Raw genomic sequence first — 24,857 nt, 5'->3', positions numbered from 1 at the left:
GTTTCTCAGGCAGCCGGACGCTGGGTGGTCTGCGGGACCATGCCCTGCGCGTTGGTGAGGGCGAGGCGCGAGTGCAGGTTGGTGTTGCCGGCGATCGCCGCGTAGTAGCTGGCGCGGCGGCGCGCGACGATGCTCTCCGGGTTCGCCGGGTCCGGCGCCAGCTCGGGGTCGAGGTGCGTGTTGAGGCCGTCCTTGAGCAGCGACAGCGCCTCGGCGCGCAGCTGGCTGATCCGGCTCTCGGTCACGCCCAGGTCGGCGGCGATGTCGGCCATCGGCCGCTCCCTGAGAAAGTACTCGGTGACGACGGTCTGCAGGCGCTCCGGCAGCGACTCGATGGCGTGGTGCAGGTAGCCGATCTGCTCGCGGCGGATCAGCATGTCCTCCGGGCCCGGGGTGCGCTCGGTGACCAGGTCGTCGGCGCTGCTGGTGGTGAAGCCCTGCAGCGACAGCACGGTCGCGCGCTGCACGTCGTTGTCGGTCTGGTGCAGGTCCGTGGTGGTGGTGCCGAGCGCCTGCGCCAGCTCCTCGTTCGTCGGCGTACGGCCCAGCGTGGTGGTCAGCTGCTGGCGGGTGGTGTCCGTCATGCGGGCCTTGGTGCGCACCGAGCGGGTCGCCCAGTCCAGCGAGCGGAGCTCGTCGAGGATCGCGCCCCGGATGCGGGTCGTCGCGAAGCGGTTGAACGGGATGCCGCGGGTCGGGTCCCAGCCGCGGGCGGCGGTCACCAGCGCGTGCAGGCCGGCGCTGGTGAGGTCGTCGCGGTGGATGTGGTTCGGGATGCGGGAGAGCATGTCGCGCACCAGGTGGCCGACGAGCGGCATGTTGGTGCGGATCGCCTCCTCCTGCTCGGCGACGGACAGGGCCGGCACGGTGGTCGCGTTGTCGGCAGTGGTGTCGGCAGCGGTCGTCATGGTGCTGGTCATCTGAATCCCCCGTGTTTGTCGGTGGCCCGCGGCGGGTGGCCCACCGGCTGACAAGGGGAAACTCTGGGTGACTACGGGTGCGCGTCACGGTGGCGCAGCGTTGCCGCCTGGTTGCTTCGTCTCATTCGCTCAAGTCGCCCTTGCGGGGAGGTCCGCCGTCGCCAGGTCCCACACGAAGCGGGCCGGCGCGAACGCCTCCGCGTAGCGGACCCGGGCCTGCGCGCCGAAGTGCCGGGCCGTGCCGGTCGGCAGCTCGGGATCGACCGGGTGCGGAGCCGCGGCGAGCGCGGCCAGCTTGCGTACCAGGTAGGGCGAGATGTCGACGAACAACGCCGGTGCGAAGCTCAGGGTCGAGTCGACGGCGTAGTGCAGGATGCGGCCGCTGTGCCGGGCGGCGGCGAGCGTGGCCACGGCGGCGGCCCGGTGCTCGGTGTCGGCGTCGTCGGGCGCGTGCACGTAGATCACGTCGGCGTCGACGCCGGTGAGCACGTTCTCGATGGCGGCGACGGTCATTCCGTCGGGGGTGACCGGGCCGGATCCCCAGAGCTGGTCGGCGCGCTGGCGGTGGGTGCGGCGGTCCGCCGGGCCGCGGCTGAGCGCCCGTCGCTCCCCGGAGCGGCGCTCGGCGGCCTGCGGTCCCCAGACGAGCAGGCAGTCGAGGGCGCGCGCGGCGGCCTCCGCCTGCCTGCTGCGCGCGGTGTCCGGGCCGTCGCAGGTGAGCACCAGCATGGTGACGGAGTCACCGGCGGCGCGGTGCGCGGCCAGGGTGCCGGCGCAGCCGAACTCGATGTCGCCGGGGTGGGCGCCGACGGCCAGCACGCTGCGGGTCATGCCGCCCGCCCGGTCAGGACTGAGCCTTTTTCGACGTGGCCCGGGCGGCAGCGCCCGGCGGCGGTCGACGGCCCGGACCCCTCTGGCCCGGGGCCGGGTTGAAAACTGCTCACTGAGAAGACTCGACGCATCTCGGCCTCCGCGGTGGCTCGGCGCCGCCGAGGGGGTTCGGCGACGCCGAGCCCCATCGGCCGGTGTGATCGCGGCTTGAGGGTTGTGGCGCGGCTACGGCACGCTGGGCGGCATGGATCTGACCGATACCGGGACCACCGTCACCGTGATCGCCGGTGTGGCCATGCTCGCCGGGATCCTGGGGGTGGTGATCCCGGTGCTGCCGGGCCTGCTGCTGTGCTGGCTGGCGGTGCTGCTCTGGGCCGTCCTCGGCGACGGCGGCGCCGGCCGCTGGGTGGTGCTGGCACTGGCCACCGCGGTCGCCGTCGGCGGCACGGTGATGAAGTACGCCTGGCCCGGCCGCCGCCTCAAGAGCACCGGCGTGCCCACGTCCTCGATACTCGCCGGCGCCCTGCTCGGCGTCGTCGGCTTCTTCGTGGTGCCGGTGGTGGGGCTGGTGCTCGGCTTCATCCTCGGGCTCTGGCTCGCCGAGCGGGCGCGGCTCGGCCCCGCCCGGGCCTGGCCGTCGACCCGGCAGGCGCTGGCCGCGGTCGGCCTGTCGCTGCTGGTGGAGTTCGCCGCGGCGCTCGGCATCGCGGTGATCTGGGTCTTCGGCCTGATCGCGGCCTGAGCGGGCTAGCGGGGCACCGCGGTGCGCCGCGGCACCCGGCGGCGGCGCCGCTGGGTGAGGAGGTGCTGCAGCGGGGTGGCGGCGAGCACCACCGCGATCACCGCGGCCATGCCGAGCGACAGGCCGCGGTCCGCCGACGTGCGCGCGGCCGCGGCGGCCGGCCGATCCTGCTCCGGCGCGGCCCCGGCGCCGCTCGAGTCGGCGGAGGTGACCTGCGCGTCGGTGCTGGCGGGAGCGACGAGCTTGCCGACCGAGGCGTCCTTGGGCAGCGAGAAGCCCCAGTCCAGCAGCGCCGCACCCTGCTGCCAGCCGCGCAGCGGCGCGGCCTCGGCGCCCAGCACGGTCGCGACCAGGCGGCGGCCGTTGCGCTCGGCCCCGCCGACGTAGCTGTGCCGGGCCAGCTTGGTGAAACCGGTCTTGCCGCCCAGCGCGCCCTTGTAGTTGTAGATGAGCTTGTTCTCGTTCTGGATCTGGAACCCGCCCTTCTTCAGCCTCTTCTGCGCGGGGATCTTGGCGGTCTCGGTCAGCGCGTACTTGCGGAAGTCGGGCTTGGCGAAGCAGGACCGGGCGATCAGCGCCAGGTCGTAGGCGCTCGTGAACTGCCCGGGCCCGTCCAGCCCGGACGGGGTCACCGCATGCGTCTGGTACGCGCCCAGCCGCTTCGCCTCGGCGTTCATGTCCGTGATCGTGGCCGGCAGCCCGCCCGCGCCGCCGCCGAGGCGGGCGAGGGTGTTCGCCGCGTCGTTGCCGGAGTTGAGCAGCAGGCCCAGCCAGAGCGTCGAGACGTTGTACTGGCCGCCCTTGAGCAGGCCGACCGCCGAGCTGCCCGGCTCGATGTCGAGGTCGCCGGGCGTGACGGTGATGACCTTCTTCGGGTCGAGCTTGTCCATGACGGTCGCCACCAGCAGCAGCTTCTGCACGCTGGCGGGGGTGCCGTAGACGTGCGGGCCGCAGCCGCCGAGCACCTCGCCGGTGTCCAGGTCGGCGACCAGCCAGCTGGTGGCGGTCAGCGCGGGCGGCCGGGGGCTGCCCGCCGGGACGACGAGGCCGTCGGTGGCGAGGCCGTCGCCGCCGACCGCGCGCAGCACCGGGTCGTCCTTCGGCGGGATGGGCCGGGCGGGGCGGCCCTTGGGCGGCTTCACCGTGGGCCGGGGGCAGGGGATGGTCTCCACCTTGCGAGCGGCGGGCTGGGCCGCATCGGCCGGGCCGGGCAGGGCGGCCGCCGCCGCGAAGGCGGTCACCGCCGCGGCCAGGGCCGCCACGACGCGTCGTCGAGTCGTGGGAGGGGTGTAGCCCCGCATCAAGGTCACCGAACTTCCGAATCGAGCCGGCGTCGCAGCAGCTCCGCCAGGGGCATTGTCTCGCCGTCGCCGCCGCCCGCGCCGACGATCAGCCGGGGCGTGCTGGGGGAGACCTCGGCGCCCGTGAAGCGGGCCCGCAGCGACGAGGGCACGGTCAGTACGTAGAAGCCGCCGTCCTCGCCAACGGCGACCGAGTGGTTCGCCTTCAGGTACCAGCCGCGCAGGCGCGTCCGGTAGGTTGCGCGGCCGTCGAACGACCGGGCCCGGAGCAGGACGGGCGCCACGCCGCGCTCGGCGGCCGAGCGCACGAAGTCGGCGAGCAGCCGGCCGGCCTGCTCGGCCTCCGCGGCGCGGCCGGCCTCGAACGCGGCGGCGTGGCCCGCGACGGCCTGCCGGCGCTGCTCGTGCCAGCCGGCCCGGTCGTCGTCGGCGTCCATGGCGACGACCCTAACGGCATCCGGGCGCACTCAGCCACCCGGGTTTAGCTCGGCCACCCGGGTTTAGCTCGCCGCCCATCGCGGATCTCCGGCCGGCGGCGATTCCACCGGGGAATAGCAAGGTCGCAATTAGTGAAGGCCGGCCGCTAATTGCCCCGAGTCGCCGATATTCTGTGAAATCCGGGAGAACTGTTGCGCGCGGAGTCGTGACAGGCGAGACTGAGCGCGGTTCTTCGGATTACGTCAGGAGTCGTTATGGCGCGGCAGGTAATCACCACCCTCATCGACGACCTCGACGGAAAGCCGGCCGACCGGACGGTCGAGTTCAGCCTCGATGGGACGAGCTACACCATCGACCTTTCCGAGGCCAATGCCGGCAAGCTCCGTAAGGCGTTGGATCCGTTCATCAACGCGGGCACCCGTATCGCTCGCGGTGGTTCCGGGCGGGGCCCGGGCCGCCCGGCGAGTGGCACGCGCACGGCCGGCAGCCGCGACGAGAACAGGCTGATCCGGGAGTGGGCGGCCGAGCACGGGCACCAGATCTCCGAGCGTGGCCGCATTCCGCAGAGCGTCAGCGGCGCCTACCGGGCGGCGCACGGCCGCTGACCGCGGGCAGGCCCTGATCGCATCGACCGCGCGGCAAATGCCGGCGGTCGATGCGTCGTGTCCGGCCACCGGAACAACGAATACGACGCCGTACCCCGGCGGGCACCGACCCGGCGAGTCCGCCGAGAACGGACCCGGTCGCCCGGTTGCTGGCGCGAGTCCGCCCTGGGCATATCGCCGCCGCGCGATCGTGGCGTGAACCCGCCAAGGCCGGCACCGGCCCGGGCCGCAAAGGACCGGACGCGCGCGCAAAGAGCCGGGATCGGTTCAGGAAAGGCCCGTCGGCTAAGGCCGGGAAAGCCGTCACGAGTGTTAAGCCGAGGCGACGGTCCGTTAAGCCCGGCCGCCGCGCGGACCGATGGCCCAGAGTGTTTAAATCATTGCCCAGCGTGGCGCATAGGGGACGGTCCGGCGTACCTAATGGGCCGGCTGGGGCGGAAAGTCCGAGCCGGGCGGGAAAGCCCACCGCGGCACAGTGACGCCGTAACCGGGCCGTCGCGGCGCGGGGCGGGCCGCCGGCGGCGGTAGTGGTACCGGATTGCTGCCCGGCGGTGGGTTGCGCACCGCGCCGATCCGGCGCGGCGCCCCCGCCAGGGAAAGGGCCGCCGGGGCGCGGGAATGGGCCGGCCGCAAGGATTGCGGCGAGCACGCCGCCGCGGCTTAGAAAGTACGCAGTTCCGGCAGCATCGGTGCGACCATTTCCAGCACCTTCTCGTCGCCGGCATACCAGCCGTCGGCCCGCGGCCAGTGCGTGATCACGTCGGTGAAGCCCAGCCGCGCCGCCCGGCCCACCGCGTCCGCGAAGGCCTCCGGGCTGCTCAGCGAGAGGACCGGCGACGAATCCAGGTTGAGATAGCGGTCGAGGGTGCGGCCCGCCTGCGCCTCGGCCTCGGTGAAGGCGGCGCTGACCTCGGCCACCGAGCGCCACCAGGCCTCCGCGTCGTCGACGGCCTGCGCGCCCGTGGTCACCCAGCCGTCGCCGTACCGGGCGGCCAGGCGCAGGGCGCGCGGGCCGTTCGCCGCGACCACCAGGGGCGGCCGGGGGCTCTGCGTCGGGCCGGGGGTGCTGCGGGCGTCGACCGCCCGGTAGTAGTCGCCGGCGAAGTCGACGCGGTCGTTGCCCAGCAGGCGGTCGAGCAGGTCCAGAAACTCCGCGAACCGGTCCACCCGGCGGCGCGGGGTCAACTCGGCCAGGCCCAGCACCTCGGCGTCGTATCCGATGCCGCCCGCGCCGACGCCCAGCAGCAGCCGGCCCTGCGAGATGTCGTCCAGCGCGGTGATCTCCCGGGTGAAGTGCACCGGGTGCCGGAAGTTCGGCGAGGCCACGAACGTGCCGAGCCGGATCCGCCCGGTCACCATGGCCGCCGCGGTCAGCGTCGGAACCGCGTCGAACCACGGCCCGTCCACGAGGTCACGCCAGCCCAGATGGTCGTACGTCCAGGCGTGGTCGAAGCCGTACTCCTCGGCGCGGCGCCAGCGGGCGGAGGCCACGGACCAGCGTTGGTCGGGAAGGATCACGATGCCGATGCGCACTTCAGGACGCTACCTCACGCCGATCGCAGGCCCTGCTCGCCACCGGCGGCCCCGGGGTCGGCCGCCACGTCGAAGGCCTCGAGGGCGACCACCAGGTCGGCGCGGCGGGCCGGGCTCATCCGCTCCAGCACCTCGGCGAGGGCCGCGCGGCGGCGGTCCCGCAACTCCTCCAGCAGGGTCCGGGCCGCCGGGGTGAGCAGCAGCCGGACCTCACGCCGGTCCCGCGGGTCCGGCACCCGGCGCAGCAGCCCGGTCGCCTCCAGACGGTCGCAGAGCCGGCTCGCCGACGAGGCGACCACGTCGAGCGCCTCCGCGAGGCGGCTCATGTTGGTGTGCTGGTTGTGCGAGAGGAACGTGAGGACGCGCAACTGGGCCGGGGGCACCACCGGCGACTGCGCCAGCCGGGCCCGTTCCAGGACGCCCACCAGCGACTCCACCGTCGACTCCACCGCCGCGGCGACGTCTGTGAGGCGCTCCATGCCGGTCCTCTGTGTGTGGGGAACTGTGTGCGTCACCGTACCCACCGCCTGGCCGGCGGCCCGCAGGCGTGTCCGGATCGGCGCGGCCGGCCTGCCGGATTCACCGCACGGGTACCACTAGCCGGAGCCCGCGGCGAGCGCGAACGACTTCTCGAAGTGGATCAGGCTGCCGCGGCGCGGGGTCGACTGCATCCGGACGTTGTCGCTCAGCGCCTTGATCAGCAGCAGGCCGCGTCCACGGTCGTCGCCGCGGTCCGGCGGGGCCACCGCGGCCGCGTCGAAGCCCGGCCCGTTGTCGGCCACGTCGATCGCGCAACGGTCCGGCGCGAGGTCGAGCCTGACCTCGATGCCGTCGGCGCCCGCCGCGTGCTCGACCACGTTGGCGCAGGCCTCGGTCAGCGCGAGTTCCAGATCGGCGCGGTCGTCGCGCGGCACGTGGAACATCGACAGCGCGCAGCGCAGCAGCCTGCGGACCGTCGGCACACTGTCGGCCTCGCGGGGCAGATTGAGACGTACCGAGATACGCATGCGGCTTGCGCCCCCTCGCTGGTTCGGCCGTGACCACCCTGTGTGCCCACTCAGGTCCGGGGCTAATCGTGCTGTGGCCGAGATCGCGTCGCCGGCTCCCGGAACCGGACGTCCGAAGTTTCTGTTATCGCGGGCCGTTCGGCCGGTCTCCCTCCCCGTGGTCGGCAAAAGGCCGAGTCCGAGCAATGATCGACACCTCACGGAGAGGTCACGACACCCATGGCGTTTCAACCGGACACCGCGACGGTGGTCGCCGCCCGCGCGGGCGACCCGGCCGCGGTCGATCGCCTCGTCGCCGGGTACCTGCCGCTGGTGTACACGATCGTCGGCCGGGCCCTGGACGGGCACGCGGACGTCGACGACGTCGTGCAGGACACCATGCTCCGGGTGCTGCGCAACCTCGGTGACCTGCGCGACCCCGAGGCGTTCCGGTCGTGGCTCGTGGCGATCACCGTGCGACAGGTCCGCGAGCGCTACCGGATGCGCCGGTCGGCGCCGGACGTGCTGCTGCCCGACGACCTCCGCGACCCGGGCGCCGACTTCACCGACCTGGCGATCACCCGCCTCGAGCTGGCCGGCCAGCGCCGGGAGACCGCCGAGGCGACCCGCTGGCTGGACGAGGACAACCGCGAACTGCTCTCGCTGTGGTGGCTGGAGGCGTCCGGCGAGCTCACCCGCGACGAGATCGTCTCGGCGATCGAGGTGACCCGGCAGCACGCCGCGGTCCGCATCCAGCGCATGAAGGGCCAGCTGGAGACGGCCCGGGTGGTCGTGCGGGCGCTGGCGGCGACGCCGCCCTGCCCGGAGCTCGGCCTGGTCACCGCCGGTTGGGACGCCCGGCCCGGCCCGCTCTGGCGCAAGCGCATCGCCCGGCACACCCGGGACTGCCGGCAGTGCTCGCCGGCCTGGTCGGGGCTGGTGGCGGCGGAGCGGCTGCTGGCCGGCATGGCGCTCGTGCCGCTGCCGCACGCGTTCGGCAAAGGCCTGGCGTCCCTCGGTGTGGCCCACGCCGGCCCGCCCGCGACGTCGGGCAAGGCACTCGCCGCCAAGGTCGCGGTCAAGGGCGGCGCCGGCGTCGGCCGGCGGGTGTTGACCGCCCTGCTGGCCACCGGCGCGGTGGCCGGGGCCGGCGCGGCCGCGGTGGTGTACACCGGCGGCGAGGACCCGGTGGCCGGCGCGACTCCGCTGGTGTCGGCCTCGGCGCCCGCGCCGCGGCTGTCCCTGCCGGCGCCCGCCACCACCTCGGCGTCGCCGTCCGCCCAGCCCTCGCCGTCGAAGACGACGACCAGGGCGCCGGCGGTGCCGCTGCCGCCCGCCCGTGACTCGGCGAAGAAGGGCGTCGGCACCTGGCGGTTCGACGGGATCAAGGGTGCGCTGAGCGACGTCGGCGCGGGCTGGTACTACAACTGGTCGCCGGACGACGACACCATGCCGGGGCCCGCGGGCGTCGAGTTCGTCCCGATGATCTGGGGCCGGGCCAACGCCACCGCCGCGACCTTCGCCAAGGCGAAGCGGGAGGGCGAGGTGCTGCTCGGCTTCAACGAGCCGGACATGGCCGGGCAGGCCGACATGAGCGTCGATGACGCCCTCGCCGCCTGGCCCAAGCTGCAGGCCACCGGCATGCGGCTGGGCAGCCCCGCGGTCGCGTACGGCGGGGACACCGCGGGCGGCTGGCTGGACCGCTTCATGAAGGGCGCCAGGTCCAGGAACCTGCGCGTCGACTTCATCACCCTGCACTGGTACGGCTCCGACTTCAGCGACGCCGCGGTCGGCCAGTTCCTCGGCTACGTCGACGCCGTGCACGCCAGGTACGACCTGCCGATCTGGGTCACCGAGTACGGCCTCATCAACTTCACCGGCGCGCCGAAGTACCCGAGCGGCGCGCGGCAGGCGGCGTTCATCAAGGGCACGACCGCCGGGATGCAGAAACGCTCCTACGTCGAGCGGTACGCCTGGTTCGGCCTGCCCGCCGTCGGCGACAGCGTCGACTTCGGCCTCTACCGGGACGCGTCGACGCCGACCGAGGCGGGCAAGGCGTACCGGGCCGCCGGACAGGGCATCGAGAGATAGGGTCGGATCATGATTCGGTTCGGCTACAAGGCATCGGCGGAGCAGTTCGCGCCGCGCGAGTTGCTCGGCTACGGCGTGCAGGCGGAGCGGCTGGGCTTCGACTCGGTCTTCGTCAGCGACCACCTGCAGCCCTGGCGGCACGACGGCGGGCACGCGCCCGCGGCGCTGCCCTGGCTCGGCGCGCTCGCGGCGGGCACCGAGCGGGTGCTCATCGGCACGAGCGTGCTCACCCCGACCTTCCGCTACCATCCGGCCGTCGTCGCGCAGGCCTTCGCCACCCTCGGCTGCCTCGCGCCCGGCCGGGTCATCCTCGGCGTCGGCTCCGGCGAGTCGCTCAACGAGGTCCCGCTCGGCCTGGTGTGGCCGGACGGCAAGGAGCGCTTCGCCCGCCTCAAGGAGGCGGTCACCCTCATCCGCCGGCTCTGGGCCGAGGACCGGGTGACCTTCGAGGGCGCCTTCTACCGCACCGAGGCCGCCACGATCTACGACAAGCCCGAGCAGCCGGTGCCGATCTACATCGGCGCCTCCGGCCCGGCCGCGACCCGGCTCGCCGGGCGCATCGCCGACGGCTTCATCACCACCAGCGGCAAGGGCCACGACCTCTACACGCAGACGCTGCTCCCGGCCGTACGCGAGGGCGCGGAGAAGGCGGACCGCCCGCTGGACGATATCGACCTGATGATCGAGGTGAAGGTCTCCTTCGACCCGGACCTGGAGAAGGCCCGCAACGACACCCACTACTGGGGTGCGCTGGCGCTGTCGCCGGAGGAGAAGACCGGCGTCGAGGACCCGATCGAGATGCAGCGTCGCGCGGACGCGCTGCCGGTCGACCGCACGGTGACCCGCTGGATCGTCTCGTCCGACCCGGAGGAGCACGTGGCGAAGGTGGTCGAATACCTCGACATGGGCTTCAAGCACCTGGTCTTCCACGCGCCGGGCCCGGACCAGGATCGCTTCCTGCGCGTCTACGGCGAGGAGATCCTGCCCCGGCTGCGGGACCGGGCGAAGAACGCCTGACGGCCGCCGTAGTTCTCGCCCGGGACGGCGCGCAGGTGCGACGGGCCGTCCCAGCGCTCGTCGCGGCCCTCGCCCCGGATGACGGTGAGGTCGGGCCGGCGGGCGGCGTGGCGCCCGGTGGGCCGGTCATCGTGGACGGCCGGACGGGGTGCCGGTGCCTCGTAACGACGCGCCGGTGCCTCGTAGCGGGGCGTCTCGTGGTGCCGCGGTGCCGGCCGGTGCCCGATCCGCCACCGGCGCACATACTCCGAACCGGCGGTGCGCAGCGTGCGCAGCGCGGCCGGGAGCAGCCGCCGCGGCCGGTCGCCGTGGATGCGCGGGTAGCCGACGGTGGCCACCTCGACCACCCGCAGCCCCTGCGCGGCCATCCTGATCGTGGTCAGGGTGTCGATCTCCGGCCCCTCGCCCCAGGCGAGGCCGCGCCGGGGGCCGCGAACGTCGGGCGCGGGCAGCTCGAGCGCCGGTATGAGCTCTCGCCAGTAGGCGTCGTAGCCGCAGGTGAGGTCCGTGAAGCGGGTGCCGAAGAAGAGGTTCACCGTGCGGCTGAGCACGAAGTGCGCGAGGCGCTGCGGCGCGCCGCCGTCGCGGTGGTCGCCGCCGGGGCGGAAGCGGGAGCCGTGCGCCGCCTCGGCGCCGCAGAGCAGCGCGTCGACGAAGCGGGGGATCTCGCCGGGGTCGGCGGAGCCGTCGGCGTTGAGGGTGACGACGATGTCCCCGGTGCTCGCGGCGAAGCCGCAGACGAGCGCGTTGCCCTTGCCGGTGCGGGTCTGCCGGATCACGACCACGTCGGGGCGCACCTCCCGGGCGACCGCGACGGTGTCGTCCTGCGACCGGCCGTCGACCACGATGACCTCGTCGACCGGCGGCAGGTTCTCCAGGATGAGGGGCAGGTTGTGCTCCTCGTTGAGGGCGGGGATCACCACGGTCACTCTGGGGGAGGACGGAGGGCGCGGCGCGGGAGGCATGGCGGTGGCTCCTCGGCGGGTACGGGTCTGCGGGGGTGGGGGACCAGACAACAACTTACCAATCGACTACGGTGAGTCAACTAGGCGGAACGGTGATCGGGGCGGACCGACCGGTCAGACAGGTATGTGCAGCTCCCGTGCGTCTTAACCGGTTGAGCGGTCCACAATGTGGACGGTCCTACGCTTACGCAGAGTGAAGTCCACGCCGGGAAACCGGGCATTTCCGGTCGCGGGAGATCCATAACGTAATGAATTCGCCGCCGCCCGCGCGGCACTAGGGTTGCCGGGCGGGTACCCCCGCCGATCGAGAGGAAGAGTCTCAGTGAAACGGATCGAGGCGCCGTGACGGTGCGAGCGGTGATCTTCGACCTGGACGGGGTCATCATCGACACCGAGGAGGTCTGGGAGCAGGAGCGCCGCGGCTACGTCGCCGAGCACGGCCGGCGGTTCCTGCCCGACACGCAGAGCCGGCTGATGGGCATGAGCACGCCCGAGTGGGCCACCCACCTCAGCGTGGACGTCGGCGTGCCCCGCAGCCCCGAGGAGGTCGCCGCGGACGTGCTAGCCCGGATGGCCCGGCGCTACCGCGAGGCGCTGCCGCTGATCCCGGGCTCGGTCGAGGCGGTGCGGCGCATCGCCGGGCACTTCCCGGTGGCCCTGGCCAGTTCGTCCGCGCGGATCCTCATCGACCAGGTCCTGCTCACGGCCGGGCTCGCCGACGTGTTCCGGGTGACGCTGTCCACCGAGGAGGTGCCGCGTGGCAAGCCCGCGCCGGACGTCTACCTGGCCGCGGTCGAGCGCCTCGGCCTGACCCCGGAGGTCTGCGCCGCCGTCGAGGACTCCAGCAACGGCCTGCGCTCGGCCGCCGCGGCGGGCCTCGCGGTCATCGCGGTGCCGCACGGGGTCTATCCGCCCGCCGGGGACGCGCTGGCGCTGGCGAGCCTGGTCATCGACGGCCTGGACGAGCTGACGGTCGAGGCGGTCGAGAAGCTGCGCTGACCGCCTCGTACACCGGCAGGTCGATGCCGGCGCTGCGGCCGCCCGCGATCTTGTAGGTCAGGGTCATGAACCAGCCCTGGTTGTGCAGCCAGTTGCGCATCCGGATGCCGTACGCCCGGCGCGGTGCCAGGAACCGGCCGGCGCCGCTGCCGCCGCGCTGCGCCCGCCGGGCGAAGGCGCTCATCCGGGCCTCGTAGCGGGCGAACGCCACCGTGTGGTCGCCGCCGGCCGCGGCGAGCTCGCCGGCCAGCACGTACGCCGCGATCAAAGCCGTGCCGTTGCCCATGCCGCCGATCGTTGCGCCGCAGGCCGCGTCGCCGACCAGCGCGATCCGGCCGCGGGACCAGGGCGCGATGTCGACCCGGCAGATCTGGTCGAAGTACAGCTCGTCCGCGGTGTCCAGGGCGTCGAGCAGGCTCGGTACCTGCCAGCCCAGCCCCGCGAAGCGCTCGCGCAGGATGCGCTTCTGCGCGGCGAGGTCGTGCCGGTCGTACGCGATCTCCGGCGACGCGAAGGCGACGAACGCGCCCGCGGTGTCCGGATCGCGGTGGTCGCCGCCGATCGAGACCAGCCGCCCCGGGGTGTTGTAGCCCAGGCTGTCGCGGCCCAGGCCGAGATGGTTCGGCACCTTCCAGCCCGCCACGTAGTAGCCGAGGTGGCGCACGAACCGCCGCTCCGGCCCGAAGGCCAGCCGCCGCACGTTCGAGTGCACGCCGTCGGCGCCGACGACCAGGTCGAAGGTGCGCCGGGCGCCGCTGGCGAAGGTGACCTCGACGCCGTCGGGCGTCTCGTCCAGCGCCGCGATGCTGTCGCCGAACAGGTACTCCGTGCGGCCGGCGCCCGCGGCGCACAGGATCCGGGACAGGTCGCCGCGCAGGATCTCGATATCGCCGCCGGCGAAGTCGGAGGGCATCTCCATGAGGCGCCGGCCGTGCTCGTCGACGAACCGCATCGCCGTGCCGCCGGTCTGCACCGCGCGCAGCTCGTCGAGCACTCCCATCCTGCTCAGCAGGCCCAGGTGCACCGGGCCGCGGTAGTCGACGGCGTTGCCGCCGGTGCGCAGCTTCGGGGCGATCTCCACGATCGTCGGCCGGAAGCCGTGCCGGCCCAGCCAGTAGGCCAGCGAGGGGCCGGCGATGCTCGCGCCGGAGATGAGGACGGTCTTGCCGGTCATGACGGCTCCAAACTGTGTCCATCGGAATCAATAACTTCTGTGTACGGTAGATACAGTTATCGCGGGAGCGCAAGGGGGTTGACGGATGTCGGTGGAATTCCTGTGGGGCGAGCGCGCGGTGCCGACGCGGGGGCCGAAGCCGGCGCTGAGCCTCGAGGCCATCGCGGACGCGGCCGTCGCCGTCGCCGACGCCGAGGGTCTGGCCGCGGTGTCGATGCAGCGGGTCGCCGCCGACCTGGGCTTCACGAAGATGTCGCTCTACCGCTACCTGCCCGGCAAGGCCGAGCTGGTCGCCCTGATGGTGGAGCAGGCCATCGGCGAGCCGCCCGAGCTGCGCGCGGGCGGCTGGCGTGAGGCGCTCACCGAGTGGTCCGAGCTGCTGTTCGCGGCCTACCTGCGGCACCCGTGGGCGGTCGGTGCCACCGTCGGGAGCCGCCCGCTGGGCCCGCGCGAGCTCGGCTGGATGGAGTGCGCGCTGGCCGGGCTCGGCCTGGATTCACGCCTGACCGGCGCCGAACGCCTCGACGTCGTCGCCGTGCTGGCGGGCCACGCCCGGATGCTGGTCCAGCAGGCGGAGGCGCAGCTCAACGAGGTGCAGATGATGGCCGCGGTGGGCGAGGTCATGCGGCGGCACGGCGAGCGTTTCCCGTACCTCGCCGCGGCGATGACGGAGACGGCCGTGCAGGGCGGCCAGAACCAGGCCTTCGCCTTCGGCCTGAACCGCATCCTCGACGGCCTGGAAAGCCTGATCAGCCGCAGGTGTTAATGATCTTCACCTCGGGTATCGGCCTCTCTGACCACATAGGAGGTGCCCGTGGAGACACTCGCGGCCGACGGGCTACGGCTCGATCTCGACGTGTTCGACTATCTGATCCTCGCGATCTACTTCGTGACCGTGCTCGGCGTCGGCCTCGCCGCCCGAAGGGCGATCAGCACCAGCGCTGACTTCTTCCTCTCGGGCAGATCGATGCCCGCCTGGGTCACCGGCCTCGCCTTCGTCTCGGCCAACCTCGGCGCGCTCGAAATCATCGGCATGGCGGCCAACGGCGCCCAGTACGGCCTGATGACCCTGCACTACTACTGGATCGGCGCGGTGCCGGCCATGGTCTTCCTCGGCATCGTGATGATGCCGTTCTACTACGGCTCGAAGGTGCGCAGCGTTCCGGAGTTCCTGCGGCTGCGCTTCAACCGGCCGACCCACCTGTTCAACGCGCTCAGCTTCGCGGTCGCCCAGGTGCTGATCGCGGGCGTCAACCTGTACGCCCTCGCGCTCGTCCTGGACGCCCTGCTCGGCTGGCCGCTCTGGGTGTCCATCGTCACCGGCGCCGCGATCGTGCTGACGTACATCACCATCGGCGGGCTCTCCTCGGCGATCTACAACGAGGTGCTGCAGTTCTGGGTGATCCTCGCGGGCCTGATCCCGATCACCATCGTCGGCCTGGTGAAGGTCGGCGGCATCGACGGCCTGTGGGACGCGGTGCGCGACAGCAAGCTCGGCGAGGCCGGCCTGCACACCTGGCAGGGCACGGCGACCTCCGACAACCCGCTGGGCGCCAGCTGGATCGGCATCGTGTTCGGCCTCGGCTTCGTGCTCTCGTTCGGCTACTGGACGACCAACTTCGCGGAGGTGCAGCGGGCGCTCTCGGCCAAGGACATGAGCGCGGCCCGGCGCACGCCGATCATCGGCGCGTATCCGAAGCTGGTCATCCCGGTCATCACGGTGCTGCCGGGGCTGATCGCCCTCGTCACGGTCAAGGGTCTCGGCGCCGACGAGGGCGACCTCGTCTACAACAACGCGATCCCGCTGCTGATGCGTGACCTGCTGCCCAACGGTGTGCTCGGCGTCGCGGTGACCGGCCTGCTGGCGTCGTTCATGGCGGGCATGGCGGCGAATGTCAGCGGCTTCAACACGGTCTTCACCTACGACATCTGGCAGTCGTACGTGCGCCGGGACCGCTCGGACGCGCACTACCTGCGGGTGGGCCGGATCGCCACCGTCGTCGGCGTCATCATCGGCATCGGCACGGCGTTCATCGCGGCCGGCTACAGCAACATCATGAACTACATCCAGGCGCTGTTCTCGGTCTTCAACGCCCCGCTGTTCGCCACCTTCATCGTTGGCATGTTCTGGAAGCGGATGACCGCCTGGGCCGGCTTCTGGTCGCTGGTGCTCGGCACGCTGGCGTCGCTCAGCCTCTACCTGCTCTACCTGGGCGACGTCGTCAAGTTCGACTCCGACCTGGAGGAGAGCTTCTGGGGCGCGGGGCTGGCCTTCATCACGGCCGTCGTCCTCGCCGTCGTGGTCACGCCGCTGACCACCCGCAAGCCGGACAACGACCTGCGCGGCCTCGTCTACGGCCTCGCCGGTGACTCGACGTCGGGCGAGGCGATCCTCGCCGCCGACCGGGTCTGGTGGCGCAACCCGGTCCTGCTCGGCGGCATCGCCGTCGCGCTGGCCTTCCTGTTCTACATCCCCGTCTGGTGACCGGCGCGAGCCGAGAGAGGAGTCGTCATGGCCGAGGAGGCGAACCGCCCCGACGACGCCCAGCAGGGCGAGGACGCGGAGCGGGTGTCGGCGGCGGCCCGGCTGTTCGACGTGCGCCGGGTGATCGGCGGCCTGTTCGTGGTGTACGGGCTGATCGTCACGCTGGTGGGGATCTTCGACGGCAGCGCGGAGATCGACAAGGCGCAGGGGGTCAGGATCAATCTGTGGATGGGCCTCGCGATGCTGGCCCTGGGCGCCTTCTTCCTGATCTGGCTGTGGCTGCGGCCCACCCGGGTGCCCGAACGGGGCGCCGGACCGGCGGCGGATGCCCGCCCGGACGCCTGATCGGCGGCACCCGGATCGGCCGTTTGATGGAGAGGACGGTGCGGTCCGGGTGCAAGCCGGTTGCATCCGTTCCGGGACCTTTTGAATAGTGCCGGGCACTTCCGATACTCGATGTATGGAACCCGTCGCCGCCGTCAGCCTCGCCAGCAGTGCCGCTCCTCGGCACGTTGGGTGGCAGATGCAACTTCGCGTTGACTACGTGGTCAACCAGGTCATGCAGACGCATCGCGGTCAGTCCGAGGATGCGGTTGCCCAAGCCATCCAGGAGGGTCTTCGTAGTTTCGGCGTGGTGCCGAACGGAAGACAGATCGCCCGGTACGCCGAGGTGATCAGCCAGTTGCCGCTGCTGCCGCCCAACAACAAGGTCTGATCTCCGCGCTCCCCGCGCCGGCCTCGCCCACTGACCCCCGCCGGGGGCGGGGCCGAGCCGGCGTTCGCTCGTTTCCGGGATCACCGGGCGGGGAAGCGGAGAATCCGGTCGTCGCCGTCCCGTGGGTCGACGTGGCCGTCCCTGTTCGACGTGGTGAGCCAGAGCGCGCCGTCCGGCGCGACCGCCACGGTCCGCAGCCGCCCGTAGCGTCCGGAGAGCTCGGCCCTCGGCTCGCCGCCGCCGAGCGGCACGATCCAGAGCCGCTGTCCGCGCAGCGCGGCGACGTACAGCTTGTCGCCGGCGATCGCCGCGCCGGACGGTGAGGCCACGTCGGTGGCCCAGGTGACGATCGGGTCGGTGAATCCGGCCACGCCGCCCTTGCCCTCCACCTTGGGCCAGCCGTAGTTGTGGCCGGGCTTGATCACGTTGACCTCGTCGAAGGTGTTCTGGCCGAACTCGATGCCGTACATCGTGCCGTCGGCGGCCCAGGCGAGGCCCTGCACGTTGCGGTGACCGAGGCTCCAGACCGGCGAGCCCGGCGTCGGGTTGCCCGGCGCGGGCCGGCCCTCCGGGGTGAGCCGGAGGATCTTGCCGTTGCTGTCGCCGGCGTCCTGTGCGGCGTCGCGCTCGCCCGCGTCGCCCGTGCCTACGTAGAGCATCCCGTCCGGGCCGAACGCGATCCGGCCGCCGTTGTGGATGCCCGCCTTGCTGATCCCGTCGAAGATCACCTCCGGATCCCCGCCGCCGATCTTGAAGCGCGCGATCCGGTTGTCGTCCGCCGCGGTGTAGTAGGCGTAGACCCAGCCGGTCCTGGCGTAGTCCCTGGCCACCGCGAGGCCGAGCAGGCCGCCCTCGCCGGACGTGGCGACGCCCGGCACGGTGAGGACCGGCCTCGGCGCGCCACCGCCCGGCGCCACCCGCAGCACCCGCCCGGCGCCCCGCTCGGCGACCAGCGCGCTGCCGTCGGGCAGGAACGCCAGTCCCCACGGCACGTCCAGGCCGGTCGCGACGGTCTCGGGCGCGCTCAGATCGGGGGTGCCCTTGCTCACGGACGGTGACGCTGCCGTCGACGCCGCGGTGATGGTGGCGGACGCGGCGGCGGTGGGCGCGATGGGCGGTTTGTCGCTCGAGCAGCCGGTCAGGAGGACGGCCGTCGCTGCTATTGCCCAGGGTGCACTCGGCCGAAAGGCGGTTGACATGGGGCCACCGTGCCCTGCGGTTCTGGGAGAAGCCTGAGTGAGTACGTACTGTTATCGATTCTTCACCGATCTAATGATTTGCATGCTTGACAGCGTCTCGCGATGGCCGGGAGGGTCCACACACGACCTTCCCACCCATGGAGGCTCTAACCATGACCCCAACTCGTTGGGTTACCGCCTGCGCATTATCGATCGTGACAGCGGCCGCCACGGTCCTGTCCGCAATCGCGCCGGCCGCCGCCGCGACACCGGAGGACACCCTCGCGGTGTACGTCGGAACCCTCGACGCACCACAGCTCGAACGCCTGCGCGCGGTCGGCATCGACCACGATGAAAGCACGATGACCGCCGCCGCCGGCGGCAAGTTCACCGTCGAGACCATCCTCGGGCGGCGCCAAGCCGACCGGCTCGTCGCCGCGGGCATTCCGCTGACCCAGAAGCGCACCACGACGGCGATGCGCAGGCAGGCCGCCGCCGCGCCGACGGTCTTCCGGCAGTACAACGCCCCCGGCGGCATCCGCGACGAACTCGCCGCCACGGCCGCCGCCAACCCGCGCCTGACCAAGCTGATCACCATCGGCCGGACGGTGCGCGGCGTACCGATCCAGGGCATCAAGGTGACGCGCGACGCGCGCACGGTCCCGGACGGCCGCCGTCCCGCGGCGATCTACCTCGGCGGCCAGCACGCCCGAGAGTGGATCACTCCCGAGATGAACCGGCGCCTGATGCACTACGTCATCGACGGCTACGGCACCGACCCGGAGCTGACCCGGTTGCTCAACACCACCGAGCTGTGGTTCCTGCCGGTGGTCAACCCGGACGGCTACGACTTCACCTTCACCGAGGGCAACCGGCAGTGGCGCAAGAACCTGCGCGACAACAACGGCGACGGTGTGATCACCGCTGGCGACGGCGTCGACCTCAACCGCAACTTCGCGGCGAAGTGGGGTTATGACAACGAGGGTTCGTCGCCCGACCCGGCGAGCGAGACCTACCGAGGCACCGGCCCGAACTCCGAGCCCGAGACCAAGGCGCTCGACGCCCTGTTCAAGCGGGTCGGCTTCGAGTTCCTGGTCAACTACCACTCCGCCGCCGAGCTGCTGCTCTACGGCATCGGCTGGCAGGTCAGCACGCCGAGCCCGGACGACCAGATCGCGATCGCGATGGCCGGCGACGATGCGCACCCGGCGATCCCCGGCTACGACCCGGACATCTCCGCGGAGCTGTACACCACCAACGGCGACACCGACTTCCACGCCCAGGTGCGTACCGGAACGATCGGTTTCACGCCCGAGATGAGCACCTGCGAGACCATCTCGAACAAGTACCCGGACGACCAGTGGAACGCGGCTGACTGCGAGAGCGTCTTCACCTTCCCGGACGACGAGAAGCTGATCCAGGAGGAGTTCGTCAAGAACCTGCCGTTCGCGCTCTCGGTCGCCAAGTCGGCGAAGAGCCCGGACAACCCGGTGTCGGTCGTCGGGCGCAGCACCGCCGACCTGACCGTCGACGCGTTCGACACCTCGTACGGCTCGCGCCAGAAGGTGGCCGTCATCGCCCGGCGCAGCCTGCGCGACGTCACGCTGCACTACCAGATCAACGGCGGCCGCGAGAAGACCGCCGGCACCAGGGAGTGGAACGACGGCGAGCGTTACGGCGACGGCGTCGACGAGTGGTTCGCCGAGCGGCGTGGCACGGTGCCGAAGGCCCGGCCGAACGACAAGGTGCAGGTCTGGTTCACCGCCCGCAAGGGCCGGGGCACCGTGAAGTCGACCGCGTTCACCTATACCGTCGCCGACAAGATCGGCGGTGACGTGCTGGTGCTCGCCGCCGAGGACGTCACGGGCATCTCGCCGGCGAACACCGACGGCGCGACCAGCGCCCGGTACGCCGACGAGTACGTCGCGGCCCTCAGGCGCGCCGGCCGCAAGGCCGACGTGTACGACATGGACACCCACGGCCGCAAGGCGCCGCACCCGCTCGGCGTGCTGTCGCACTACGACGCGGTGGTCTGGGAGACCGGCGACGACATCATCCCGCGCGCCGCCGGCCAGCCGGGCGGCACGGTGGCCCGCTCGGCGCTGGAGACCGAGCTCGCCGTCCGCGACTACCTGAACGAGGGCGGCGAACTGCTGCTCAGCGGGAAGTACGCGGGCTTCGCCCAGGGCGCCAACGGTGCGTACGTGTATCAGCCGGACGGCCCGGGGGAGTGCACCAGCGCGACCGACCCGACCTGTCTGCCGATCGCGAACGACTTCCAGCAGTACTGGCTGGGCGCGTACTCGTACGTCGACGACGGTGGCACCAGCGCGGAGGGGACGCCGTACCCGCTCGTCGGCACCTCGGGGGCCTTCACCGGCTTCTCGGGCACGCCGGCCGGCGACCACACGGCAGCGTTCCTGGCCACCTCGAGCTTCCTGCCGCGGGCCCAGTTCCCGCAGTTCGCCAGCACGGCGCCGATCGACTGGCAGCTGCCCGGCGCGGCGCCGTACGAACCGTTCGACGGCGACTGGTACGCGTGGAGCGGCCAGGCGGACGTCTCCTACAAGCGGCTCACCAAGACCGTCGACCTCACGTCGGCGGCCGCCGCGCACCTGAAGTTCCAGACGTCGTTCGACACCGAGGCGAACTGGGACTTCATGTTCGTCGAGGCACACGTCGTGGGCACCGACGACTGGACGACGCTGCCGGACGCGGGCGGGCTGACCACCACCGCGACCGGTGACAGCTGCCAGTCCGGCATCGTCACCATCCACCCGTTCCTGGCCCACTACCAGGGCGCCGACTGCAGCTCGACCGGCACCACCGGCACCTGGAACGCGGCGACCGGCTCCAGCGCGGGCTGGAAGCAGTTCGACGCCGACCTGTCCGCGTACGCGGGCAAGCAGGTGGAGCTGTCGATCTCCTACGTGTCCGACTGGAGCACCCAGGGCCTGGGCGTCTTCCTGGACAAGGTGCAGATCGAGACCGACGGCGTCGTGGCGCAGGAGACCTCGTTCGAGGCCGACCTCGGCGGCTGGACCGTCGCCGGGCCCCCGGCGGGCTCCGGTACCAACAGCTCCGACTGGGCGCGCAGCCAGCTCGCCTTCGACTCGGGTGCGGCCACCGCCACCCGGGACAGCGTCTACCTGGGCTTCGGCCTGGAGGGGCTGCCCGAGGCGCAACGGGTCGACCTGATGAAGAGGGTGCTGCGTCACCTGAAGGTTTAGTCACTTTAGGCGGTAAAACGCCTGTTTCTGTAGATCGCGCCGCGCGCTTGCCCTAAACAGGAGGCGCGCGGCGCGCCTGCCGTGCAGGGCGGAGACAACCGGTGCGAGCGACGACACGGCCGATCCTGGCCGCGTTCCTGACTGTCCTGGCGGCATCGACCCTGATCGCGACCCCCGCCCGGGCGGTGCGCGACGCCGCGCCGGACTGGCAGCCCTGCGCCGACGACGAGACCGCGCAATGCTCCTGGCTCGAGGTCCCGGTCGACTGGGACGACCCGCACGGGCCGTCGATCCGGGTCGCGATCGCCCGCCGCCCCGCCACCGACCCGGCGGACCGGATCGGCACCCTGGTGATCAACCCGGGCGGCCCCGGCGGCTCGGGCGTCGACTTCGCCCTCAGCAGCACCTCCTTCCTCGGCCCGGAACTGCTCCGCCGGTTCGACGTCGTCGGCTTCGACCCGCGCGGCGTCTCCCGCAGCCACCCGATCGTCTGCTCCACCGCCCTGCTGGCCGCCGGGCCGCCGATCGCCGTCGACGACGCGTGGCAGTACGACGCGGCCGTCGACTACAACCGCCGCCTCGCCGCCGACTGCGCCGAGCGCACCGGCCCGCTGTACGGCCACGTCGACACGCTCAGCGTGGTGCGGGACCTGGAGGCGCTGCGGGGCGCGCTCGGCGAGAAGAAGATCAGCTTCTACGGCGCCTCGTACGGCACCCTGCTGGGCGAGCAGTACGCCGCCCGCTACCCGCGCCGGATCCGCGCCCTGGTCCTCGACAGCGTCGTCGACCACAGCATCGACGTCGACGGCTTCCTCGGTGGCGGTGCCGCCGCCGCGCAGGACTCCTTCGACGAGTTCGTGAAGTGGTGCGATCGCAGCGTCGAGTGCGCGGTCCACGGGCTCGACGTGCGCGGAATCTGGAACACGCTGCTGGCCGCCGCCCGCGACGGCATGCTGTGGGACCCGTACGTGCCGGCGAACCGGCTGACCGTCTACAAGCTCGTCAAGGTCGCCGTCGAATCCCTGTACGACCCGCAGTGGCACTCGCTCGGCAGCTATCTCAGGGACGCGGCCGGGGGCGTGCCCGGCCGGCGGGCGCCGGACCACGCCGACGTCAGCGAGCACAGCTACCCGGCCGCGTTCTGCAACGACTGGGCGGTGCCCGTCACCGGGTACGCGCAACTGCGGGCCCACCTGGACCGGGCCGCGGAGCGGGCGCCGCAGATGCTGTTCTCCCCGGCGACGCTCTCCTCGGTCAACACCTGCCTGGGCTGGACCCGGGGCACCGACAACCCGCAGACCCCGCTGCCGGCGGCCCGTACCGGCCCGGTGCTGCTGGTCAACGCCCGGCACGACCCGGCGACCCCGTACGCCTGGGCCCGCAACGTCTCCGCCCAGCTCGGCCCGCGGGCGTTCCTGCTGACGTACGAGGGCTGGGGCCACGTGGCGTACGGCCGCGGCGACTGCGTGAACGCGGCGGTGGACCGCTACCTGCTCGAGCTCCGGCCGGTCACGGCCGGGGCGAGCTGCGCGGCGGTGGAGCCGAAGCCGGCCGGGGTCGGCGTCGTGCTGGACCGGTCCTCGTTCTAGCCCGGCTTGTGCCCGAAGCCCTCTGCCGGTAGGCAGGAGGAGTCCGTCCATTGTCCTCATCGCCCGGAGGCATGATGCGCCCGTTCGCGCTGGCCATGGCGGCCACGCTCACCCTGACCACCGCCGCGCTCGTGCCCACCGCGGCGTCCGCGCACGTCACCGCGCCGCCGCGCGACCCCACCGCCACCGGATACGGCGGCGCCGTCACCACCGTCGATCCGACCGCGACCGCGGTCGGGCTCGACGTCCTGCGCCGGGGCGGCAACGCGGTCGACGCCGCCATCGCCACGGCGGCCACGCTCGGTGTCACCGAGCCGTTCTCCGCCGGCATCGGCGGCGGCGGATTCTTCGTCTACTACGACGCCGCGCACCGGCGGGTGCACACCATCGACGGCCGGGAGTCCGGGCCCGCCACGATGACCGAGGACATCTTCGTCGACCCGGCGGACGGGCTGCCCTACGACTTCCAGGAGGCCCGGGTCAGCGGCCTCTCCGCCGGCACCCCGGGCACCCTCGCCACCTGGGAGGCGGCCGCCGACCGGTGGGGCACGCGGTCACTGGCCGGCCTGCTGCGGCCCGCCGCCGCGGTCGCCGACCGGGGCTTCGCCGTCGACGCCACCTTCCGGCAGCAGATCGCCGACAACGCCGCCGCGTTCGGGCAGTTCGACGCCACCAGCGCGCTCTACCTGCCCGGCGGCGCACCCCCGGCGGTGGGCTCGATCCAGCGCAATCCCGACCTGGCCGACACCTACCGGCTGATCGCCAGGCGCGGCACCGGCGTCTTCTACACCGGGCCGGTCGGCGCCGACCTGGTCCGGACCGTGCGGCGCCCGCCGGTGTCCGCACACCCGATCGGCGCCTGGCCCTACCCGATCCGCCCCGGCGACCTGCGGCTCTCCGACCTGGCCGGCTACCGGCCGCGGTTCCCGGCGCCGACCCGGTCCGGCTACCGCGGGCTCGACGTCTACGGCATGTCGACGCCGTCCAGCGGCGGCACCGCCGTCGGTGAGGCGCTCAACATCCTCGAGGGAACCGATCTGTCCAGGGTCTCGACGACCCAGGCACTTCACCGGTACGCCGAGGCGACCGCGCTCTCGTTCGCCGACCGCAACCGGTACGTCGGCGCCTACACCCCGCGTTCCGTCCTGCACAAGCTGATCAGCGACTCGTGGGCGGCCCGGCGCGCCTGCCAGATCGACCCCGCGCACGCGCTCACCAAGCCGGTGCCGCCGGGCGACATCAACGCCTCCGGGTGCACGCCGGCCGCAGTCGGCGGCCCGGTCGAGGACGGACAGAGCACCACCAACCTCACCGTCGCCGACCGCTGGGGCAACGTCGTCGAGTACACCCTCACCATCGAGCAGACCGGCGGCAACGCGATGGTCGTTCCGGGCCGCGGCTTCCTGCTCAACAACGAGATGACCGACTTCAACTTCACCGGTACGCAGGGCACCGCGCCCGACCCGAACCTGCCCGGCCCCGGCAAGCGGCCGCGCAGCTCGATGTCGCCGACGATCGTGCTCAAGGACGGCAGGCCGTTCCTGGCGCTCGGCTCGCCCGGCGGCGCCACGATCATCACCACCGTGCTGCAAATGCTGATCAACCGGGTCGACCTGGGCATGACGCTGCCGGAGGCGATGGCCGCGCCGCGGGCCTCGCAGCGCAACACCGCCGGCATTCAGGCCGAGCCCGCCTTCCACACCCGCTACGGGCCCGGGCTGACCGAGCTCGGCCACAGCTTCGGGCCGGACGTCGCGGAGCTGGGCGCGGCGACCGCGATCGAGTTCCGCCCCGGCGGTTCCCTGATCGCCACCGCCGAGCCGGTGAGGCGCGGCGGCGGGGCCGCGGCGGTGGTCCGGCCCCGCGGGCTCACGCCGTGAGGGCGATCGTCAGCGCGCCCGCCGCGACCATCACCGCGGCCCACAGCCGGTCCACGTTGAACCAGGCCCGGCGCAGCACGCCAAGGCCCACGAACTCGTAGACCAGCAGCGCGCAGGTCGCCATCACGGCGAACATCGCCACCGTGTGCACGCCCGCCGCGAGCAGCCCGTCCAGGGC

At 72.4% G+C, this 24,857-nt stretch carries 22 protein-coding genes and 1 pseudogene; 12 read left to right on the top strand and 11 right to left on the bottom strand.

Annotated elements, in window-relative coordinates; all coding sequences use genetic code 11:
* Nucleotides 1-5: 5 nt before the first annotated feature.
* Both AB0F10_RS26355 and AB0F10_RS26350 read right to left on the bottom strand, forming a co-directional pair.
* Nucleotides 6-920: a sigma-70 family RNA polymerase sigma factor gene (locus tag AB0F10_RS26355; protein ID WP_360630340.1), complete on the bottom strand. Its 915-nt coding sequence runs from the start codon at nucleotides 918-920 to the stop codon at nucleotides 6-8.
* Between the two features lie 129 nt (nucleotides 921-1,049).
* Entirely contained in the window at nucleotides 1,050-1,751 is a 702-nt protein-coding gene (locus tag AB0F10_RS26350) for a PIG-L family deacetylase (RefSeq protein WP_360630337.1), read from the bottom strand.
* Between the two features lie 244 nt (nucleotides 1,752-1,995).
* Between AB0F10_RS26350 and AB0F10_RS26345 the strand changes: the two genes are divergently transcribed.
* A complete protein-coding gene (locus AB0F10_RS26345) occupies nucleotides 1,996-2,493 on the top strand; it encodes a DUF456 domain-containing protein (RefSeq protein ID WP_360630334.1) in 498 nt (165 codons plus the stop codon).
* 5 nt (nucleotides 2,494-2,498) lie between these two features.
* Here AB0F10_RS26345 and AB0F10_RS26340 read toward each other — a convergent pair whose 3' ends face one another.
* Nucleotides 2,499-3,794: a serine hydrolase gene (locus AB0F10_RS26340; protein ID WP_360630361.1), complete on the bottom strand. Its 1,296-nt coding sequence runs from the start codon at nucleotides 3,792-3,794 to the stop codon at nucleotides 2,499-2,501.
* A 5-nt stretch (nucleotides 3,795-3,799) separates the two neighbouring features.
* A complete protein-coding gene (locus AB0F10_RS26335; protein ID WP_360630331.1) occupies nucleotides 3,800-4,231 on the bottom strand; it encodes a hypothetical protein in 432 nt (143 codons plus the stop codon).
* A gap of 255 nt (nucleotides 4,232-4,486) precedes the next feature.
* On the opposite strand from AB0F10_RS26335, the gene AB0F10_RS26330 reads away from it, so the two are divergent.
* Nucleotides 4,487-4,837, top strand: coding sequence for an Lsr2 family protein (locus AB0F10_RS26330; RefSeq protein WP_360630328.1), 351 nt, complete (start codon nucleotides 4,487-4,489; stop codon nucleotides 4,835-4,837).
* Between the two features lie 660 nt (nucleotides 4,838-5,497).
* Here AB0F10_RS26330 and AB0F10_RS26325 read toward each other — a convergent pair.
* From AB0F10_RS26325 to AB0F10_RS26315, 3 genes are all read right to left on the bottom strand, one after another.
* Nucleotides 5,498-6,370, bottom strand: a complete 873-nt coding sequence (locus AB0F10_RS26325) for an LLM class flavin-dependent oxidoreductase (RefSeq protein ID WP_360630325.1) — start codon at nucleotides 6,368-6,370, stop codon at nucleotides 5,498-5,500.
* A gap of 14 nt (nucleotides 6,371-6,384) precedes the next feature.
* Entirely contained in the window at nucleotides 6,385-6,849 is a 465-nt protein-coding gene (locus tag AB0F10_RS26320) for a MarR family transcriptional regulator (protein WP_360630322.1), read from the bottom strand.
* Nucleotides 6,850-6,966: 117 nt separating this feature from the next.
* The gene (locus AB0F10_RS26315; RefSeq protein ID WP_360630319.1) at nucleotides 6,967-7,377 is read right to left on the bottom strand and encodes an ATP-binding protein; all 411 of its coding nucleotides are present in this window, start codon (nucleotides 7,375-7,377) and stop codon (nucleotides 6,967-6,969) included.
* A 219-nt stretch (nucleotides 7,378-7,596) separates the two neighbouring features.
* Between AB0F10_RS26315 and AB0F10_RS26310 the strand changes: the two genes are divergently transcribed.
* Together AB0F10_RS26310 and fgd are read left to right on the top strand one after the other, a co-directional pair.
* On the top strand, nucleotides 7,597-9,447 hold the full coding sequence (locus tag AB0F10_RS26310) for a sigma-70 family RNA polymerase sigma factor (protein WP_360630316.1): 1,851 nt from the start codon (nucleotides 7,597-7,599) through the stop codon (nucleotides 9,445-9,447).
* Between the two features lie 9 nt (nucleotides 9,448-9,456).
* Entirely contained in the window at nucleotides 9,457-10,464 is a 1,008-nt protein-coding gene (fgd, locus tag AB0F10_RS26305) for a glucose-6-phosphate dehydrogenase (coenzyme-F420) (RefSeq protein WP_360630313.1), read from the top strand.
* Here fgd and AB0F10_RS26300 read toward each other — a convergent pair.
* Nucleotides 10,413-11,429: a glycosyltransferase family 2 protein gene (locus AB0F10_RS26300; RefSeq protein WP_360630310.1), complete on the bottom strand. Its 1,017-nt coding sequence runs from the start codon at nucleotides 11,427-11,429 to the stop codon at nucleotides 10,413-10,415. The genes fgd and AB0F10_RS26300 overlap by 52 nt on opposite strands.
* Nucleotides 11,430-11,771: 342 nt before the next feature.
* On the opposite strand from AB0F10_RS26300, the gene AB0F10_RS26295 reads away from it, so the two are divergent.
* Entirely contained in the window at nucleotides 11,772-12,428 is a 657-nt protein-coding gene (locus AB0F10_RS26295) for an HAD family phosphatase (protein WP_360630307.1), read from the top strand.
* On the opposite strand, the gene AB0F10_RS26290 is transcribed toward AB0F10_RS26295, so the two are convergent.
* Nucleotides 12,376-13,602, bottom strand: coding sequence for an FAD-dependent monooxygenase (locus AB0F10_RS26290; RefSeq protein ID WP_360630304.1), 1,227 nt, complete (start codon nucleotides 13,600-13,602; stop codon nucleotides 12,376-12,378). The genes AB0F10_RS26295 and AB0F10_RS26290 overlap by 53 nt on opposite strands.
* 85 nt (nucleotides 13,603-13,687) lie before the next feature.
* Here AB0F10_RS26290 and AB0F10_RS26285 point away from each other — a divergent pair, with 85 nt between their 5' ends.
* From AB0F10_RS26285 to AB0F10_RS26270, 4 genes are all read left to right on the top strand, one after another.
* Nucleotides 13,688-14,368 carry a TetR/AcrR family transcriptional regulator C-terminal domain-containing protein gene (locus AB0F10_RS26285; protein WP_360630301.1) on the top strand — a complete coding sequence of 227 codons (681 nt, stop codon included), beginning with the start codon at nucleotides 13,688-13,690 and terminating at the stop codon, nucleotides 14,366-14,368.
* 48 nt (nucleotides 14,369-14,416) lie between these two features.
* Nucleotides 14,417-16,087 carry a sodium:solute symporter family protein gene (locus tag AB0F10_RS26280; RefSeq protein ID WP_360630298.1) on the top strand — a complete coding sequence of 557 codons (1,671 nt, stop codon included), beginning with the start codon at nucleotides 14,417-14,419 and terminating at the stop codon, nucleotides 16,085-16,087.
* Nucleotides 16,088-16,114: 27 nt separating this feature from the next.
* Nucleotides 16,115-16,432 (top strand): hypothetical protein, encoded by a 318-nt coding sequence (locus tag AB0F10_RS26275; protein WP_360630295.1) that lies wholly within the window; start codon nucleotides 16,115-16,117, stop codon nucleotides 16,430-16,432.
* Between the two features lie 115 nt (nucleotides 16,433-16,547).
* The gene (locus tag AB0F10_RS26270; protein ID WP_360630292.1) at nucleotides 16,548-16,802 is read left to right on the top strand and encodes a hypothetical protein; all 255 of its coding nucleotides are present in this window, start codon (nucleotides 16,548-16,550) and stop codon (nucleotides 16,800-16,802) included.
* A gap of 80 nt (nucleotides 16,803-16,882) precedes the next feature.
* Here AB0F10_RS26270 and AB0F10_RS26265 read toward each other — a convergent pair whose 3' ends face one another.
* Nucleotides 16,883-17,851: a PQQ-dependent sugar dehydrogenase gene (locus AB0F10_RS26265; RefSeq protein WP_360630289.1), complete on the bottom strand. Its 969-nt coding sequence runs from the start codon at nucleotides 17,849-17,851 to the stop codon at nucleotides 16,883-16,885.
* A 302-nt stretch (nucleotides 17,852-18,153) separates the two neighbouring features.
* Between AB0F10_RS26265 and AB0F10_RS26260 the strand changes: the two genes are divergently transcribed.
* The 3 genes from AB0F10_RS26260 to AB0F10_RS26250 all read left to right on the top strand — a co-directional run bounded on the left by AB0F10_RS26260 (nucleotide 18,154) and on the right by AB0F10_RS26250 (nucleotide 24,679).
* Nucleotides 18,154-21,210 carry a M14 family zinc carboxypeptidase gene (locus AB0F10_RS26260; protein ID WP_360630286.1) on the top strand — a complete coding sequence of 1,019 codons (3,057 nt, stop codon included), beginning with the start codon at nucleotides 18,154-18,156 and terminating at the stop codon, nucleotides 21,208-21,210.
* A gap of 101 nt (nucleotides 21,211-21,311) precedes the next feature.
* Nucleotides 21,312-22,799 (top strand): alpha/beta hydrolase, encoded by a 1,488-nt coding sequence (locus tag AB0F10_RS26255; RefSeq protein WP_360630283.1) that lies wholly within the window; start codon nucleotides 21,312-21,314, stop codon nucleotides 22,797-22,799.
* Nucleotides 22,800-22,873: 74 nt separating this feature from the next.
* A complete protein-coding gene (locus AB0F10_RS26250; RefSeq protein ID WP_360630358.1) occupies nucleotides 22,874-24,679 on the top strand; it encodes a gamma-glutamyltransferase family protein in 1,806 nt (601 codons plus the stop codon).
* Here AB0F10_RS26250 and AB0F10_RS26245 read toward each other — a convergent pair.
* Nucleotides 24,669-24,857: pseudogene (locus AB0F10_RS26245) on the bottom strand (hypothetical protein); the annotation flags it as partial. The gene AB0F10_RS26250 and the pseudogene AB0F10_RS26245 overlap by 11 nt on opposite strands.

This window comes from Actinoplanes sp. NPDC026623, assembly GCF_040638275.1.
Taxonomy (GTDB): domain Bacteria; phylum Actinomycetota; class Actinomycetes; order Mycobacteriales; family Micromonosporaceae; genus Actinoplanes.
The sequence above is the reverse complement of the archived record's forward strand: the minus strand, read 5'-3'. Positions and strand labels throughout refer to the sequence as shown.

Bases quoted from the DNA above. Each gene is read 5' to 3' on its own strand.
- AB0F10_RS26290 (WP_360630304.1), bottom strand. From the start codon at position 13,602: ATGACCGGCAAGACCGTCCTCATCTCCGGCGCGAGCATCGCCGGCCCC.
- AB0F10_RS26330 (WP_360630328.1), top strand. From the start codon at position 4,487: ATGGCGCGGCAGGTAATCACCACCCTCATCGACGACCTCGACGGAAAG.
- AB0F10_RS26275 (WP_360630295.1), top strand. From the start codon at position 16,115: ATGGCCGAGGAGGCGAACCGCCCCGACGACGCCCAGCAGGGCGAGGAC.
- AB0F10_RS26285 (WP_360630301.1), top strand. From the start codon at position 13,688: ATGTCGGTGGAATTCCTGTGGGGCGAGCGCGCGGTGCCGACGCGGGGG.
- AB0F10_RS26320 (WP_360630322.1), bottom strand. From the start codon at position 6,849: ATGGAGCGCCTCACAGACGTCGCCGCGGCGGTGGAGTCGACGGTGGAG.
- AB0F10_RS26350 (WP_360630337.1), bottom strand. From the start codon at position 1,751: ATGACCCGCAGCGTGCTGGCCGTCGGCGCCCACCCCGGCGACATCGAG.
- fgd (WP_360630313.1), top strand. From the start codon at position 9,457: ATGATTCGGTTCGGCTACAAGGCATCGGCGGAGCAGTTCGCGCCGCGC.
- AB0F10_RS26250 (WP_360630358.1), top strand. From the start codon at position 22,874: ATGCGCCCGTTCGCGCTGGCCATGGCGGCCACGCTCACCCTGACCACC.
- AB0F10_RS26300 (WP_360630310.1), bottom strand. From the start codon at position 11,429: ATGCCTCCCGCGCCGCGCCCTCCGTCCTCCCCCAGAGTGACCGTGGTG.
- AB0F10_RS26315 (WP_360630319.1), bottom strand. From the start codon at position 7,377: ATGCGTATCTCGGTACGTCTCAATCTGCCCCGCGAGGCCGACAGTGTG.
- AB0F10_RS26335 (WP_360630331.1), bottom strand. From the start codon at position 4,231: ATGGACGCCGACGACGACCGGGCCGGCTGGCACGAGCAGCGCCGGCAG.
- AB0F10_RS26345 (WP_360630334.1), top strand. From the start codon at position 1,996: ATGGATCTGACCGATACCGGGACCACCGTCACCGTGATCGCCGGTGTG.
- AB0F10_RS26340 (WP_360630361.1), bottom strand. From the start codon at position 3,794: ATGCGGGGCTACACCCCTCCCACGACTCGACGACGCGTCGTGGCGGCC.
- AB0F10_RS26310 (WP_360630316.1), top strand. From the start codon at position 7,597: ATGGCGTTTCAACCGGACACCGCGACGGTGGTCGCCGCCCGCGCGGGC.
- AB0F10_RS26355 (WP_360630340.1), bottom strand. From the start codon at position 920: ATGACCAGCACCATGACGACCGCTGCCGACACCACTGCCGACAACGCG.
- AB0F10_RS26260 (WP_360630286.1), top strand. From the start codon at position 18,154: ATGACCCCAACTCGTTGGGTTACCGCCTGCGCATTATCGATCGTGACA.
- AB0F10_RS26270 (WP_360630292.1), top strand. From the start codon at position 16,548: ATGGAACCCGTCGCCGCCGTCAGCCTCGCCAGCAGTGCCGCTCCTCGG.